Annotated in this window: 16 protein-coding genes and 1 pseudogene; 5 read left to right on the forward strand and 12 right to left on the reverse strand. The window is 70.8% G+C overall.

Annotated elements, in window-relative coordinates; translation table 11 throughout:
• Positions 1–448: 448 nt before the first annotated feature.
• The 7 genes from OG948_RS13800 to clpS form a co-directional block, all read right to left on the reverse strand.
• Positions 449–1,399 (reverse strand): PLP-dependent cysteine synthase family protein, encoded by a 951-nt coding sequence (locus OG948_RS13800; protein WP_406296612.1) that lies wholly within the window; start codon positions 1,397–1,399, stop codon positions 449–451.
• Positions 1,399–1,680: a MoaD/ThiS family protein gene (locus OG948_RS13805; RefSeq protein WP_406296614.1), complete on the reverse strand. Its 282-nt coding sequence runs from the start codon at positions 1,678–1,680 to the stop codon at positions 1,399–1,401. Before OG948_RS13805 ends, OG948_RS13800 begins: the two co-directional genes overlap by 1 nt.
• A 175-nt stretch (positions 1,681–1,855) precedes the next feature.
• On the reverse strand, positions 1,856–1,966 hold the full coding sequence (locus OG948_RS13810) for a putative leader peptide (protein WP_395863480.1): 111 nt from the start codon (positions 1,964–1,966) through the stop codon (positions 1,856–1,858).
• Positions 1,967–2,170: 204 nt separating this feature from the next.
• Positions 2,171–2,584 carry a Mov34/MPN/PAD-1 family protein gene (locus OG948_RS13815; protein ID WP_406296616.1) on the reverse strand — a complete coding sequence of 138 codons (414 nt, stop codon included), beginning with the start codon at positions 2,582–2,584 and terminating at the stop codon, positions 2,171–2,173.
• A 93-nt stretch (positions 2,585–2,677) separates the two neighbouring features.
• Positions 2,678–4,087 carry an amino acid permease gene (locus tag OG948_RS13820; protein ID WP_406296618.1) on the reverse strand — a complete coding sequence of 470 codons (1,410 nt, stop codon included), beginning with the start codon at positions 4,085–4,087 and terminating at the stop codon, positions 2,678–2,680.
• 141 nt (positions 4,088–4,228) lie between these two features.
• Positions 4,229–4,828, reverse strand: a complete 600-nt coding sequence (locus OG948_RS13825) for a DUF2017 domain-containing protein (protein ID WP_402234127.1) — start codon at positions 4,826–4,828, stop codon at positions 4,229–4,231.
• 73 nt (positions 4,829–4,901) lie between these two features.
• Positions 4,902–5,192: an ATP-dependent Clp protease adapter ClpS gene (gene clpS / locus OG948_RS13830; RefSeq protein WP_391588984.1), complete on the reverse strand. Its 291-nt coding sequence runs from the start codon at positions 5,190–5,192 to the stop codon at positions 4,902–4,904.
• Positions 5,193–5,308: 116 nt separating this feature from the next.
• On the opposite strand from clpS, the gene OG948_RS13835 reads away from it, so the two are divergent.
• Positions 5,309–6,253 (forward strand): RDD family protein, encoded by a 945-nt coding sequence (locus OG948_RS13835; protein WP_406296621.1) that lies wholly within the window; start codon positions 5,309–5,311, stop codon positions 6,251–6,253.
• A gap of 142 nt (positions 6,254–6,395) precedes the next feature.
• Positions 6,396–7,118 (forward strand): RDD family protein, encoded by a 723-nt coding sequence (locus tag OG948_RS13840; protein WP_406296623.1) that lies wholly within the window; start codon positions 6,396–6,398, stop codon positions 7,116–7,118.
• On the opposite strand, the gene OG948_RS13845 is transcribed toward OG948_RS13840, so the two are convergent.
• Positions 7,102–7,305 carry a hypothetical protein gene (locus OG948_RS13845; RefSeq protein WP_395863343.1) on the reverse strand — a complete coding sequence of 68 codons (204 nt, stop codon included), beginning with the start codon at positions 7,303–7,305 and terminating at the stop codon, positions 7,102–7,104. The genes OG948_RS13840 and OG948_RS13845 overlap by 17 nt on opposite strands.
• A 392-nt stretch (positions 7,306–7,697) precedes the next feature.
• On the opposite strand from OG948_RS13845, the pseudogene OG948_RS13850 reads away from it, so the two are divergent.
• Positions 7,698–8,138 (forward strand): annotated as a pseudogene (locus OG948_RS13850) (immune inhibitor A domain-containing protein); the annotation flags it as partial.
• A gap of 37 nt (positions 8,139–8,175) precedes the next feature.
• A complete protein-coding gene (locus OG948_RS13855; protein WP_406300251.1) occupies positions 8,176–9,291 on the forward strand; it encodes an immune inhibitor A domain-containing protein in 1,116 nt (371 codons plus the stop codon).
• Positions 9,292–9,921: 630 nt separating this feature from the next.
• On the opposite strand, the gene OG948_RS13860 is transcribed toward OG948_RS13855, so the two are convergent.
• From OG948_RS13860 to OG948_RS13875, 4 genes are all read right to left on the reverse strand, one after another.
• Positions 9,922–10,545 carry an isochorismatase family protein gene (locus OG948_RS13860; RefSeq protein WP_406296625.1) on the reverse strand — a complete coding sequence of 208 codons (624 nt, stop codon included), beginning with the start codon at positions 10,543–10,545 and terminating at the stop codon, positions 9,922–9,924.
• Between the two features lie 52 nt (positions 10,546–10,597).
• Complete coding sequence (locus tag OG948_RS13865) at positions 10,598–11,902, reverse strand: nicotinate phosphoribosyltransferase (protein WP_406296627.1); 1,305 nt, start codon at positions 11,900–11,902, stop codon at positions 10,598–10,600.
• 184 nt (positions 11,903–12,086) lie between these two features.
• Positions 12,087–12,893 carry an SDR family NAD(P)-dependent oxidoreductase gene (locus tag OG948_RS13870; protein ID WP_406296629.1) on the reverse strand — a complete coding sequence of 269 codons (807 nt, stop codon included), beginning with the start codon at positions 12,891–12,893 and terminating at the stop codon, positions 12,087–12,089.
• 109 nt (positions 12,894–13,002) lie between these two features.
• Positions 13,003–13,365 (reverse strand): hypothetical protein, encoded by a 363-nt coding sequence (locus OG948_RS13875; RefSeq protein ID WP_395863353.1) that lies wholly within the window; start codon positions 13,363–13,365, stop codon positions 13,003–13,005.
• A 220-nt stretch (positions 13,366–13,585) separates the two neighbouring features.
• Here OG948_RS13875 and alaS point away from each other — a divergent pair, with 220 nt between their 5' ends.
• Positions 13,586–14,878, forward strand: coding sequence for an alanine--tRNA ligase (gene alaS, locus OG948_RS13880; protein ID WP_406296631.1), 1,293 nt, complete (start codon positions 13,586–13,588; stop codon positions 14,876–14,878).
• The last annotated feature ends 62 nt before the right edge of the window (positions 14,879–14,940 follow it).

Consider the following 14,940-nt stretch of genomic DNA (forward strand, 5'->3'; position numbering starts at 1 on the left):
GGACGAGGTGGCCGCCGCCCGGGACTGGTGGGATTCGGCGAACCGCCCCGGCCTCGACCGGTTCGGCCTCACCATCGGCACCGACGGCACGCAAACCGTCCGGCACAACCCGCCCACCGGCGCGTCCTGGCCCGTCCCCCCTGAACCCGGGTTCGCCCTCCCGGATGCCCCATCGGCCGCGAGCAGCCGTCCCCCGCACGACCCGAAGCGATCCCCTCTATCGCGTCCACCACCCGATGCGCCTCGACCACCTCCGCGAGCGGCAGCCGCACGTGCACGGTGCCCCGCAGCCAAGCCCGCCCGAGCACGCCACCGCCGGCCCACCCACAGCCCACCCCAAAAAAACCGAACGCCCCCGGCGCCCGAAGGCGGCCCGGGGGCGATCGAAGCAGACCCGGCACGAAGCAGACCCGGCACAAGGCTCAGCCGGAGCCTCGCACCACGCAACTCAAGCCCAGAGCTGACCCTGAAGTCCCTCCACCGCGGCCTCCGTGCTCTCGGCCGTGTAGATGCCGGTGGACAGATACTTCCAACCCGCGTCCGCGATCACGAAGGCGATGTCGGCCGACTCCCCCGCCTTGACCGCCTTGCGCGCCATCCCGAGGGCCGCGTGCAGCACCGCGCCGGTCGAGATGCCCGCGAAGATGCCTTCCTTCTCCAGCAGCTCACGAGTACGTCGGACCGCGTCGGCGGAGCCCACCGAGTAGCGCGTGGTCAGCACGTCGGCGTCGTACAGCTCCGGCACGAAGCCCTCGTCGAGGTTGCGCAGGCCGTACACGACGTCGTCGTAGCGCGGTTCGGCCGCCACGATGCTCACTCCCGGGACCTTCTCGCGCAGGTAGCGGCCGACCCCCATCAGCGTGCCGGTGGTGCCCAGACCGGCCACGAAGTGGGTGATCGTGGGCAGGTCCTCGAGCAGTTCGGGGCCGGTCGTGGCGTAGTGCGCGTCCGGATTGGCCGGGTTGCCGTACTGGTACAACATCACCCAGTCGGGATTCTCGGCCGCGAGCTCCTTGGCCACCCGGACCGCCGTGTTGGAGCCACCCGCCGCGGGCGACCCGATGATCCGCGCGCCCCACATGCGCAGCAGTTCGCGGCGCTCCTCGGAGGTGTTCTCCGGCATCACGCAGACGATCCGATAGCCCTTGAGCTTGGCCGCCATCGCCAACGCGATGCCGGTGTTGCCCGAGGTCGGCTCCAGGATCGTGCAACCGGGGGTGAGCAGCCCGTCGCGCTCGGCCGCCTCGATCATGTGCAGGGCCGGACGGTCCTTGATCGAACCGGTCGGGTTGCGGTCCTCCAGCTTGGCCCACACCCGCACGGTCGGCGACGGCGACAGCGTCGGCAGGCCGACCAGCGGGGTGCGGCCGACCGAATCGAGCAACGATTCGTAACGCATCAGATCGCGCCGCCGGCGACCGCCGGAAGAATGGTGACCGTGTCGCCGTCGTCCAACGTGGTGCCGAGGCCGCCGGTGAAGCGCACGTCCTCGTCGTTGAGGTAGACGTTGACGAAGCGGCGCAACTCGCCGTTCTCCTCCACCAGTCGTCCCCGAACGCCCGGGTGCCGGGCCTCCAGGTCGACCAGCAGGTCGGCGAGGGTGGCACCCGAGCCGGGTACGGCCTTGGCGCCGTCGGTGTAGGTGCGAAGGATGGTCGGGATGCGGACCTCGATGGCCATGGATGCGCTCCTCTGGTGGTGACGCGTACGGAGAGAACGCAGTCCGGACGCGGGCCGCACCCTTGACGCTCCAGCGGGGACGGTGGAGACCGTGGGGCGGGGATCGTTCGCGTGCGCCGGTGCTGCGGGACGTGCCTGCTGCCTGGGGTGCCTGGTGGGCCGATCCGGAAGCGGATCAGCTCACGCGCGCAGCGCGACAGAGGGCGCTGGAGAGTCGGCACAGATCGACGTGCAGGCGTGCGACGAGAAGCGCGCCCGGGGCACCGCCCGCTACCGCTTCCGTCATATTCACGCCCGCATAACGCATATGGTCATGCTAGCCATTCCATCGAGAGGCTCCGATGTGATCTCGCATGCCGGAACATGCCATACCGACAGGTGAGACGCAGCCCGGCGAGAATATCCGACGAATCGGGTATTCGTCCCGAAATCACCCGTCCCTTGGGCTTCGAACAGTCACCGAACAACCCGCGAACAGCCGTCGGCCGGGTCAATAGGCCTCCACCACGTCGACCTCCTCCTCGGTGATCACACCGTCGACGATCCGGTACGACCGGAACTCGTACGTCTCCTCCTCCCTCGTCGACACGAGCACGTAGTGCGCGTTGGGCTCGGACGCGTACGACACGTCCGTGCGCGAGGGGTACGCCTCGGTCGCGGTGTGCGAGTGGTAGACGATCACGGGCTCCTCGTCCCGGTCGTCCATCTCGCGGTAGAGCTTGAACAGGTCGGCCGAGTCGAACTCGTAGAACGTGGGCGACCGCGCGGCGTTGAGCATCGGGATGAACCGCTCGGGGCGGTCGGTGCCCTCGGGGCCCGCGACGACGCCGCACGCCTCGTCGGGGTGGTCGGCACGGGCGTGGGCGACGATCCGATCGCGCAGGGCTGCGGTGATGGTGAGCATGCCCCGAGCGTACTGAGCGCCCCCGGGACCCGCGCGACACCTCACCCCCGCCCCGCCCCGCCACTCCACGCACCGGGCCGGCCCGTCCGCCGCTCAGACCCTGACCGGCTTCCCGCGCCGCGCCGAGGCGTACGCCGCCACCAGGAACGCCACCCAGATCGGCACCACGTACAGCGCGATCCTGGTGTCCGCCGAGAACCCGAGCAGGACCACCACCATCAGCAGGAAGGCCAACACCGCCCAGCCCGTGTACGGCGCGCCCGGCATCCGGAAGCCGTGTCCCGCCAGCCGTCCCCGGTTCACCGCGCGCCGGTAGCGCATCTGGCACGCGACGATCATGCCCCAGGTCCACAGCGCGCCCACGGTGGCCACCGAGGTGATGTACATGAACGCCTTCTCCGGCACCAGCGCGTTGATCAGCACGCCGACGCCCATCACGATCGCCGACACGGTGATCGCCATGGCCGGCACCCGATGCGAGCTGAGCGTGCTCACCTGCGGCGGCGCCTGCCCTTCGACGGCGAGCGTGCGCAACATCCGGCCGGTCGAGTACAGGCCCGAGTTGCACGAGGACAGCGCGGCGGTGAGCACCACGAAGTTGATGATCGCCGCCGCGGCCGGGATGCCCACCCGGTCGAAGACGACCACGAACGGGCTCTCCTTGGCGTGGAAGTCGGTCCACGGCGCGAGCGAGAGGATGATCACCAGGGCGCCGATGTAGAACAGCCCGATCCGGAACGGGATGGTGTTGATCGCGCGCGGCAGCACCTTCTCCGGGTCCTGCGCCTCCCCCGCGGTGACACCGATCAGCTCGACGCCCAGGAACGCGAACATCACGATCTGGAGCACCATCAACGTCTCGCCGACGCCGTTGGGCGCGAACCCGCCGTCCGACCACAGGTGCGAGACGGACGCCTGGTCACCGGCCTCGCCGAAGCCGAGGATCAGCACCCCGATGCCGACCAGGATCATCCCGACGATCGCGGTCACCTTGATCATCGAGAACCAGAACTCGAACTCGCCGAACAGCTTGACCGAGATCAGGTTGGCGGCGAACAGCGCCAGCAGGACCACCAGCGCGGTCACCCACTGCGGGATCCAGGACCACCAGTACTGCACGTAGACGCCCGCCGCGGTGATCTCGGCCATCCCGGTGACAACCCACATGATCCAATATGTCCACCCGGTCACGAACCCCGCGAACGGCCCGAAGAACTCCCTCGCGTACTCGGCGAAACTGCCCGCCACCGGCCGGTACATCAGCAGCTCGCCCAGCGCGCGCATGACGAAGAAGATCAGTACGCCGGCCACCGCGTAGGCCGCGATCAACGACGGCCCGGCCTTCTCGATCGCGCCGCCCGCGCCCAGGAAGAGCCCGGTGCCGATCGCGCCGCCGATCGCGATCATCTGGATCTGACGGCCGTTCAGCCCCCGTTCGTACCCCTCGGCGTCGACACCCGGTTCGACCGCCTGCGCGCTCGACTCGGCCTTGATGTCCGTCATGATCGCTCCCGTTCGTTGGTACGGAGGCCGTATTACCAACGAAAACGAGCGGAAACCCGAATGCCGAACGGTCCGGCGTGTCCCTTTCGCCGGATGTACTCCCGCGGTCGGCGGCACGCGGCCACGGCCCGCGGTACGGCGCTACAGCGCCCCGAGCAGCGAGTCCTGCAACCCGCCCAGCCAGTGGAAGACCGCGAACAGCCAGCGTCGCGGATCGTCGTCGGCCAGTTTGGCCTCGAATTCCTCCATGTCCTCGGTGACTTCGAGCCGGGTACCGATCACCAGGCGCAGGTCGTTGAGGGTGCCGAGCCAGGCCTGGATGCCCTGCTCGTCGAGCACCACGCGGTGTTCGCCGCCCTGCGCGCGCAGTTCCTCGGCGCCCGGCGGTTCGGTGAGGTCGACCAACTCGGCCAGGTCGGCCAGCACGATCCGCGCGTTGTCGCGCTTGCGCAGCCGCAGGTCGGTCTCGGTGTAGCGGCGGAACTCGGCCGCCGCCTCGGCGTCCTCGGCGTAGGCGTCCGGCAGCAGGCGGGCGAGCGCGGGGTCGTCCGGGGTGACCGGCGTGTCGGTCGAGCCGAGCCCGGTCAGGCCCAGCTCGGCGGCCAGCGGGTCGCTCGCCTCGTCGTCGGGCGAGACCATCTCGACCAGTTGACCGCACAGATCGGCCAGCACTCGCACGTGCATGTCCTCCAGGACGATCTCGGGTCGTCCCGAGCGTCCGCGCATGAAGAGGCCGTTCACAGGCTGTGCAACTCCCGGGGAATATGGGGCGGAAACCGGAGGGGCCGGCCGGGCCGAGCGAACCGAGCGGGTGTCACTTGTCGTGCTGGATGGTGGCCCACAGGCCGAATCCGTGCATCGCGGTGGTGTCGCGCTCCATCTCCTCGCGCGTCCCCGACGAGACCACGGCCCGACCCTTGTTGTGCACGTCGTGCATGAGCTTCTCCGCCTTCTTCTTCGGATAGCCGAAGTAGGACTGGAAGACGTAGGTCACGTACGACATCAAATTGATCGGGTCGTTCCAGACGATGCACACCCACGGGGTCTCCGCCCGGACGTCCTCTTCGGGCTTCTGCTTCTCGACCTCGATGGGAGCGACACTCATGGGTCCCATGCTGCCATCAGCCCAGGGCCCGGGCGAACCGGCTCGACGGTGGTGTTCGGGCCCGGATGTGACCCGGGGCGTACACGTCACCCCTCCGGTACGGCAAAATCCCGCCCATGTCCTCTGCACCCGCACCGGGTTGGTACCCGGATCCGGAGATCACCGGCCACATCCGCTACTGGGACGGCGGTGCCTGGGTGCCGGACAGCAGCCGGCCGGCCGAGGAACCCGGCCGGCCCGCCGCCGAACAACCGGACCCGGCCACAGAGTCCGGCGGCCCCGAGGCGATCGAGCAGGGCGGCCGGGTGATCCAGGGCGAGGTGTTGTCCGCGCGCATCGGCGCTCCGTACGACATGTCCTCGACCGGCACGTACGCGCCGCCGGCCGGTTCACCCGGCCCCGGTGCCGCCGGCTCGTCCGACGCGGGCACGTCGTGGTCCGGCCCGACCGGCCCGACCGCCCCCACCGGCCCGGCGCGCGGCTCGACGCCGCCGGCGGGCGGGGTGCCGCCACAGCGCGCGGCCGAGGAGCCGGGGCCGTGGCGACCGGTCCAGGCCGACATCTTCGGCAGCAACGAACGGCGCCCGGCGAACCTGGGCCGACGGCTGCTGGCCCGGATCGCCGACGCGCTGGTGCCGCTCGCGGCCGGCGTCGCGGTCGGCATCCCGATCGTCCCGGACGCGGTCGAGCACATCCGGGACAAGATCGACCGGGCCCGCTACGAGGGCCGCGACACCACGGTCTGGCTGATCGACGGCACCACCGGGACCGCGATCGCGATGGTGCTCGGCGCCGTGCTCGTGGCCGCGCTGCTGTACGAGGCGCTGCCCACCTGGAAGTGGGGTCGCTCGCTCGGCAAGACCCTGTTCGGCCTGCGTGTCGCGGACCTGGACAGCCACGACACCCCCTCGCTGTGGCAGTCGGTGCGACGCTGGCTGGTCCTGTACGTACCGGGCGTGTTCGTGGTCGGCGTGCTCGGCGCGCTGTGGGGTCTCTTCGATCGGCCGTGGCGGCAGGGGCTGCACGACAAGGCGGCGCGCACGTTCGTCGCGCGCGACTGACCGACCGGGCCGGGCGCGGCCGGCCCGCCGGCCGGTCACCCGATCACCGCGTCACCACCCCGTCACCCGTACAGACGCGACACGACCGGATTGGTCGAACACGTCACGGTAGCGTCGGCTTTTGTCCGGTTTACTCAGCTTTATGACAGGTAGTGCACCGCCTCCGCCACCCGACCCGTTCGGAGACGACCCCTCGGGTCGAAACCCCTACGGGCAGCAACCACCGCCCGGTCAGCCGCCCCACGGACAGCAGCCGCCTCCCGGATCGGACCCGTCCGGACGGCGGCAACCTCCGTACGGCGAGAATCCCTCCGGGCAACCGCCGTACGGCCAGGACCCGACCGGACAGTATCCGTACGGTCAGGGCGGCCCGTACGGCCAGGACCCGTCCTACGGCACGGGTGGCGGCACGGGCGGGTACGGGGCCGGGCCGGAGCTCGCCGGTCCGTGGCGGCGGCTGCTCGCGCGGATCATCGACAGCATCATCGTCGGCGTGCTCGCGGGCCTGCTCTCGTGGCCGCTCACCGACTACGACTACGACGACATGAGCTTCGGCACGCAGTTCACCTCGGGGCTGATCTTCTCGCTGCTGTACTTCCTCTACGAGGGCTTCCAGCTCGACCGCTACGGTCGCACGCTCGGCAAACGGGTGCTGCGCATCCGGGTGGTGCGGGTGGCCGACGGCGGGCCCATCGCGGGATCGCCCGCATGGACCCGCGCCGGCGTGTTCACGCTGCCCCCGATCGTGCCCTGCCTGGGCACGATCTTCTGGCTGGTCAACGTGTTGTGGCAGTTCTGGGATCAGCCGTGGCATCAGTGTCTGCACGACAAGGCGGCCAAGACCACCGTCATCCGCGGGTCGTGACCCGAGGCTGGTGATGCCGAGCGCGAATGCCGAGCACTGCCGTCGTCGTGCCCAGCGCGACCCCGATGCCCATGGCGACGGCAGCACCCGCCACGGTGCGCGGCTCCCAGGCCGCCAATAGTGAGACCGTCAAGACGATCGTGACGAATACGCCGTAGCCGAGTCGGAAGAAATCTCCTCTTGCCACGACGCACCACCTCCCCTGCACCCCTTTGTGCACGCCCCCCGCTCTCACGCTACTGCTCACGACGCGCAATGTAACCAGTCGATTGCGATCGGGATTTATCGGTCCCGGCTCCGGGCACCCTCCCGCGACGGTCGGAGCACCGATCCCGCGATTGAAGACAGCCCCAGGACCGCCCGACCCGGAGAGTCCACGTGAACCGCAGGCACGTCACCCCCGTCGTCACCGCGTTGTGCGCGCTGCTCGTGCCGGCCGCCGCCCCGGCCGCGCCGGGCCGGATCGCGGACGTCCCGGGCGAGCGCACCGGCTCCGGAACCTTCGTCGAACGCGACGACGACCTGGCGCACCCCTTCACCGAGCGGCGCAGACAACGACGCGACGCGGCGGTACGGGCGATGACCGAGGACCCGGCGCTGACGGCGCGCACGGTGCCGGCGGGCGAGGCGGGCGCCGCGGAGACCCGGCCGCCCGCCGAGGCGCGGGTGTTCGTGGTCCTGGTCGAGTTCGGCGATCGCCTCGACGCGCCGAACGGGCATCGCTACAGCTCCCGGCCGGGTCCTCGACACGGCACCATCCCGGCGCCGAACCGGGCCGAGGACACCACGACGCTGTGGCGATCGAGCTACGAACGCGACCACTTCCGGGGCCTGTTCTTCGGCCCGGGCACCGACTCGCCCTCGCTGGCCTCGTACTACCGCGCGCAGTCCGCGGGCCGCTACTCGCTCGACGGCGAGGTCACCGAGTGGGTCCGGGTGCCCTACAACGAGGCGCGCTACGGCAACGACGGGTGTGGCCGCAACGTGTGCCAGGACGTGTGGGCTCTGGTCCGGGACGCGATGAAGGTCTGGTACGACGGGCGGATCGCCGGGGGGGCTGACCGCCGCACAGGTCCGCGACGAGCTCGCGTCGTTCGACCGCTGGGACCGGGACGACTTCGACGGCGACGGCGACTTCGACGAGCCGGACGGCTACCTCGACAACCTGGAGATCGTGCACGCCGGCGTGGACAAGGCCCAGGGCGGCGGCGAACAGGGCCGGGGCGCGGTGTGGTCGCACCGCTGGTACGCGTACGCCGACCGGGTCGGTCGCACCGGACCGGCGACGAACCGCGCGGGCGGCACACCGATCGGCGACTCCGGGATCTGGGCCGGGGACTACACGATCCAGTCGGAGAACGGCGGACTGGGCATGATCGCCCACGAATTCGGTCACAACCTGGGCCTGCCGGACCTGTACGACCGAGGCAACTCGACCGACGGCCCGCCGGGCTTCTGGTCGCTGATGGCGCTCGGCGGCTACCTCGGCGACGAGGACGGCGCGGGCTCACTGCCGGGCTCGTTGTCCGCGTGGGACAAGCTGCAACTGGGCTGGTTGGACGTACGCATCGTGGACCCCACCCGCAAGACCGTGGCCCAACTCGCGCCGAACCAGTCCACGGGCGACCCACAGGCACTGCTCGTCCCGCTGCCACCACGCCCCGGAAGCAACGCCAAACGTTGGTACATCGTGGAGAACCGGCAATACGTCGGCGCGGACACCACCCTCGTTACCGGCCCCTACCAACTCACCGGCAACAAACGCGTGGCCGCCCACTTCCCGTACGGCGAGGGCGTCCTGATCTGGCTGTGGGACACCTCCTTCACCGACAACGACGTCTCCCGCCACCCCGGCGAGGGCCTGATCCTGCCCGTCGACATCCACCCGGCTCCCCTCCTGGACCGGACCGGAAAACCGCTCCCCGCCCGCTTCCAGACCGCCGACGCCGCACTGACCTCCACCACGGAACACACCTCGGCGATCACCCTGGGCAACCTGGGCACCTTCCCCTCCCGCCCAGGCGTCCCCACCTTCACCGACAGCGCGGTGTATTGGTCCGCCACGTCCCCCAACACCGGCGTGAAAGTCCCCCACACCGGCACCACAATCACCACAGAAGGCCCCACCCGCACCGGCACCGCCGCCCGAGTAACAGTCGGCCCCACCCCCTGACCCCCGCCCACCCTCAACAACCACCACACCCCACAGCCACCAACCAAACGCCCCACCACCAGAACACGGCACACCCACCGCACATCGCGGCACAACCAACACCCACGCCACCCTCAAGTCCCGGCCAAGCCACCCCAACAGCCCACCGGGCGCATGAGGGCAACTCAGCCCGGCCGGCGCTTGAGGCCACCCAGCCCGCCCGGCGCATGAGGGCAACTCAGCCTGCCCGGCGCATGAGGGCAACCCAGCCTGCCCGGCGCTTGAGGGCAACCCAGCCGGGCCGGCGCTTGAGGCCAACTCAGCCCGGCCGGCGCTTGAGGGCAACCCAGCCCGGCCGGCGCTTGAGGCCAACTCAGCCCGGCCGGCGCATGAGGCCAACTCAGCCCGGCCGGCGCATGAGGCCAACTCAGCCCGGCCGGCGCATGAGGCCAACTCAGCCCGGCCGGCGCATGAGGCCAACTCAGCCCGGCCGGCGCATGAGGCCAACTCAGCCCGGCCGGCGCATGAGGCCAACTCAGCCCGGCCGGCGCTTGAGGCCAACTCAGCCCGGGCCGGCGCTTGAGGCCAACTCAGCCCGGCCGGCGCTTGAGGCCAAAAAAGCCCACCCAACCGCCCACGGCCCGCCCGGCCTCAGGGCACCGCCGGCTCGCCCACCAGAACCGCCCCCGCCCCCCGAAGCTCGGCGAGCGCCGAGGAGGTCGTCCCCGCCGCCACCCCCGCCGTCAGCCCCAACAACACCCGCGTCGCAAACCCCTCCCGCACCGCGTCCAACGCGGTCGCCCGCACGCAGTGGTCCGTGGCGATCCCCACCACGTCCACCTGGGTGACCCCGCGCTCCCGCAGCCACTCCGCCAACGACGTCCCGTCGGCCGCCACCCCCTCGAACCCGCTGTACGCGGCCGCGTGTGCGCCCTTGGAGAAGATCTCCTCGACCCGCCCCGACTCGACCGCCGACGCGAACGCCGGGTGGAAGCGCGCGCCCTCGGTACCGGCCACGCAGTGCGTCGGCCAGGTCTCCTCGTAGTCCGGCGTGGCCGAGAAGTGCGCCCCGGGATCCACGTGGTGGTCCCGCGTGGCCACGATGTGCGCGTACGCCGGCGTCTCCGCGTGCACGGGGTCCGGCGGCTGCTCGGCCGCGTTGGCCGCGATGTGGTGTCGGATCGCCTCGGCGACCGCCGCCCCGCCCGCGACCGCGAGGCTGCCTCCCTCGCAGAAGTCGTTCTGTACGTCGACCACGATCAATGCCCGGGTCATCGCCGCCTGCCTCCTCGTGGCGGGTCCGTCGAGTCCGACGAACCGCTCGCGTCTACTCGTAGATGGTCGGAAGTACCGGTTCCCCGCGCGAGAGCTGCGTAGCCGAAAGCGGCAGTTCCTCACGCGAACGCGCGTGTCGGTCCCGCGCCGCCGAGAGCGGCTCGCGGCCCACGATCTCCCCGTTCACCACCAGCGGGACCAGCAATTCCCGCTCGCCCGGCACGACTTGCGCGTCGGCCCGGAACGGCCGCAGCACCTCGGCCTCGGCCACCCCGTCCGCGTCGTAGCGCCGCACGGCGCTCTTGCGGCCGCCGTGGCTCGGCTTGCCCGGCGACTTCTTGGCCACCGGCACCAGCGGTGCGTCCGGCGCGTCGCTCATCGCCCGCGCGACCAGCTTGTACACCAGCGACGCGGTCGGCTGCCCCGAACCGGTGACCAACTGGGTGCCGACCCCGTAGGCGTCCACGGGAGCCGCCCGCAGCGAGGCGATCGCGTACTCGTCGAGGTCGCTGGTGACCACGATCCGGGTCTTGACCGCGCCGAGCTCGTCGAGTTGCGCGCGCACCCGGTGGGCGAGCAGCAGCAGGTCGCCCGAGTCGAGCCGGACCGCCCCGAGTTCGTGCCCGGCCACCTCCACCGCCGTGCGTACCGCGCTCGCCACGTCGTAGGTGTCCACGAGCAACGTGGTGTCCGCGCCGAGCGCGGCCACCTGCGCCACGAACGCCTCGCGCTCGTCGTCGTGCAGGAGCGTGAACGCGTGCGCGCTGGTGCCCCGGGTCGGGATGCCGTACCGCTGCCCGGCGCGCAGGTTCGAGGTGCTCGCGAACCCGCAGATGTACGCGGCGCGCGCGGCGGCCACCGCGGCCTCCTCGTGGGTGCGGCGCGAGCCCATCTCGATGCACGGCCGCCCGGCGGCGGCCGACGTCATCCGGGAGGCGGCGGCGGCCACCGCGGCGTCGTGGTTGAGGACCGACAGGATCAGCGTCTCCAACACCACCGCCTCGGCGAAGCTGCCCTCGACCACGATCAGCGGCGACCCCGGGAACCAGCACTCGCCCTCGGCATAGCCCCAGATGTTGCCGGTGAAGCGGTAGCCGGCCAGCCAGTCCAGCGTCGCCGGGCCGACCACGCCGGCCTCCTCGAGGAAGCGCAGCGTCTCGTCGTCGAAGCGGAAGTTCTCGATGCCGTCGAGCAGCCGCCCGGTGCCGGCGGTCACGCCGTAGCGCCGGCCGTCCGGCAGCCGGCGGGCGAAGACCTCGAACACCGAACGGCGGTGCGCCGCACCGCTGCGCAGTGCGGCTTCGAGCATCGTCAGCTCGTAGTGGTCCGTCAGCAAGGCCGTGGTCGCGGTGTCCATGTCGTCAGCATAACACGATTACTCGTCAGTTTGACGATTACTCGCAAGAGTGGTGAGCGTCACGGCATTTCACCCGATTATGACCGGATATTCGGGACATCGACGGCCAGGCCCTGTCCGGCGGATCCTGGTGGATCGGGCCGCGTCGTCCGGTGCCGACCCACCAGGATCCGCCGGACAGGGTCTAGCCGAGCCGATCCTCCTCCGGCGTCGGCGCCCAGGTCGACCCGTTGATGTGCGTCCCGCCGCCGACGAACAGCGTGTTGCCGGTGACGTAGCGCGCATCGTCACTGGCCAGGAACAGCGCGGCCCCGCCGATGTCGGTCTCCGGGTCGCCCATCCGGCCCATCGGGTTGGCCGCCTCGGCGGTCGCGGCGGCCTCCGGGTTCACCTTCGCGAAGGCGGCGAACGCCTCCGTCTTCGCCCCCGGGCAGATGACGTTGGCCCGGATCTGATGCGGCGCCCACTCGCGGGCGGCCGAGCGGGTGAGCGCGCGCAGCGCCTCCTTGCCGACGTTGTACTCGGCGGTGAACCGGTGCGCGTTGACCCCGTTCAGGCTGGCGATGTTGATCACGCTGCCGCCACCCGCGTCCCGCATCGGTTCGAACGCCGCGCGCATCGTCCACCACCCGGCCCACAGGGCCATGTCCAGACCGTGCCGGAACATCTCGTCGGTCTTGTTCTCCAGGCGGTTGATCCGCCCACCGCCCCACGCGTTGTTCACCAGCGTGTCCAGTCGGCCCCACCGGACCAGCGCGGCCTCGACCAGACCGACCGCGTCCGCCTTGACCGTGACATCGGCGACCACCGCGAGCGTTTCGACGCCGAACGCCTCGGTGATCTCGGCCGCGACCCGATCCGCCGACTCCGCCCTGATGTCGTTGACCAGGATCCGGCACCCCTCGGCCGCGAACCGCCGGGCGATCCCGCGCCCGATGCCCGCCCCGGAGCCGGTGATCACCGCGACGTGGTCCTGAAGACGTCCTGCCATGGCGCTGCCTCCCACGTTGATCGTTCGACCTCGTGGGTATCCGCAACAGCCTTGGAAAACAAGGGCTTCCCGGCCCGACCGGACCCGGGCTCCCCGGTGGAACCGCAGGTCAGCTCGGCCGCCACTGATGATCACAGTCCCGGCACTTGCGGTCCCCGTACGGCATCGAGGACACCTTGCCCGAGCCGCACTCCGGGCACGTGGGACCGTCCGCGGCGGTCGGCGGACGCCAGCGCGCGGCGCACGAGCCGCACACGTAGTCACCGACGATGTCGGTGCTCACCTTGGTGGAACCGCACTTGCCGCACTGCACCTCGACGTGCCGGCGCTTGCGCGGCGCGGCCCGCCCGATCGCCGCCTGGCGTTCGCGCTGCGCGGAGAAGCCCCAGTAGGAGCGCAGCCGATCGGCCATGTCCGGACGCAGGTCGGCGCCCGGGCCGACCGGTACCTCACCGCGTGGCTGCTCGCTCATGACCGTCACGGTAGGGCATGCCGGCCGGCGCGCGGAGCCGGTTCACGGCGCGGAAATCCACTCGACTCCGGCGCGAGGGCGGTTATCGTCGAGGTATGCGGATCCACGGGCAGCGAGCTACCGGCGTCGGGCCGGCGAACCGAGCGCGATAGCGCGGCTCGGCCCGGCTCGGCGTGTGTGTACTCCCACCGCCCGCTGCTCTCGCGAAGGCCGATTCGCCATGCTCTCCCCGCAGATCCGTTCCACCTTCCTCGATTTCTTCACCACGCGCGGCCACCGCCTCGTACCGTCCGGGTCGCTGCTGCCGCCCGATCCGAGCCTGCTCGTGTCCAACGCGGGGATGAACCAGTTCAAGCCGTGGTTCCTGGGCGACGTCGAGCCCGGGTTCCCCCGGGCGACGTCGGTACAAAAGTGCGTACGCACCGTGGACATCGACAACATCGGGCACACCCGCCGGCACTCGACCTTCTTCGAGATGCTCGGCAACTTCTCCTTCGGCGACTACTTCAAGGAGGAGGCGATCGGGTTCGCGTACGACCTGCTGACCGGCCCCTTCGACCTCTCCCCGGACCGGCTGTGGATCACCGTGTACGAGGACGACGACGAGTCGGCGCGGATCTGGCGCTCGGTCGGCGTCCCGTCGGCGCGGATCCAACGCCTCGGCGCGGCGGACAACTTCTGGTCGATGGGCGTACCGGGACCGTGCGGACCCTGCTCCGACGTCACCTACGACCGGGGCCCGGCGTTCGGGCGCGAGGGCGGACCGGCGATCGACCCCGAGCGCTTCGTCGAACTGTGGAGCCTGGTCTTCATGCGCAGTGTGCGCGGCGAGACCGAGCCCGACGGCGGCTTCCCGGTACTGGGCGACCTCCCGCGCACCGGCGTCGACACCGGCCTGGGCCTGGACCGACTCGCGACCGTACTCCAGGGCGTCGACGGCGTCATCGGGACCGACCTGCTGCGCCCCACCCTCACGAGCGTGGAGGACCTGGCGGGCCGCGAGCACTCCCGCCTCGACCGGGACGACCCCGACCGGGTGTCCTTCGAAGTGGTCACCGACCACGCACGGGCGATCGCGTTCCTCCTCGCGGACGGCATCCGACCGAGCAAGGAGGGCACGGGGTACGTGCTGCGCCGGCTGATGCGCAGAGCGATCCGACACGGTCGTCGCCTCGGCATCCAGGGCCCGATCCTGCCCCCGACCACCGCGAGCGTGGTGGCGAACCTCGGCCCCACCTGGCCCGAACTCACCCAAGCGGCTTCCCTGATCGAATCCGAGACCACCCGCGAGGAGGAATCCTTCGACCGCACCCTCACCCGAGGCACCCGCCTCCTCGACAAGGCAATTCGCCGCCGCCTCGAAGCGGGCGAACCCGACCTCCCCGCGGAAACGATCTTCACCCTCTACGACTCACACGGCTTCCCGCCCGACCTCAGCATCGAAGCAGCCCAAGAATCCGGCCTGACCGTAAACCGATCCCACCTGACCACCCTCCTCCCCCACCACCCCTGACCCCACCCGAGCCCCCACCTCAGCCCGCCCGGGCATCGAACCACTCGTCCCGGGCGGGACAC

Origin of the sequence: Embleya sp. NBC_00888 (assembly GCF_045207655.1) — a bacterium.
Taxonomy (GTDB): domain Bacteria; phylum Actinomycetota; class Actinomycetes; order Streptomycetales; family Streptomycetaceae; genus Embleya.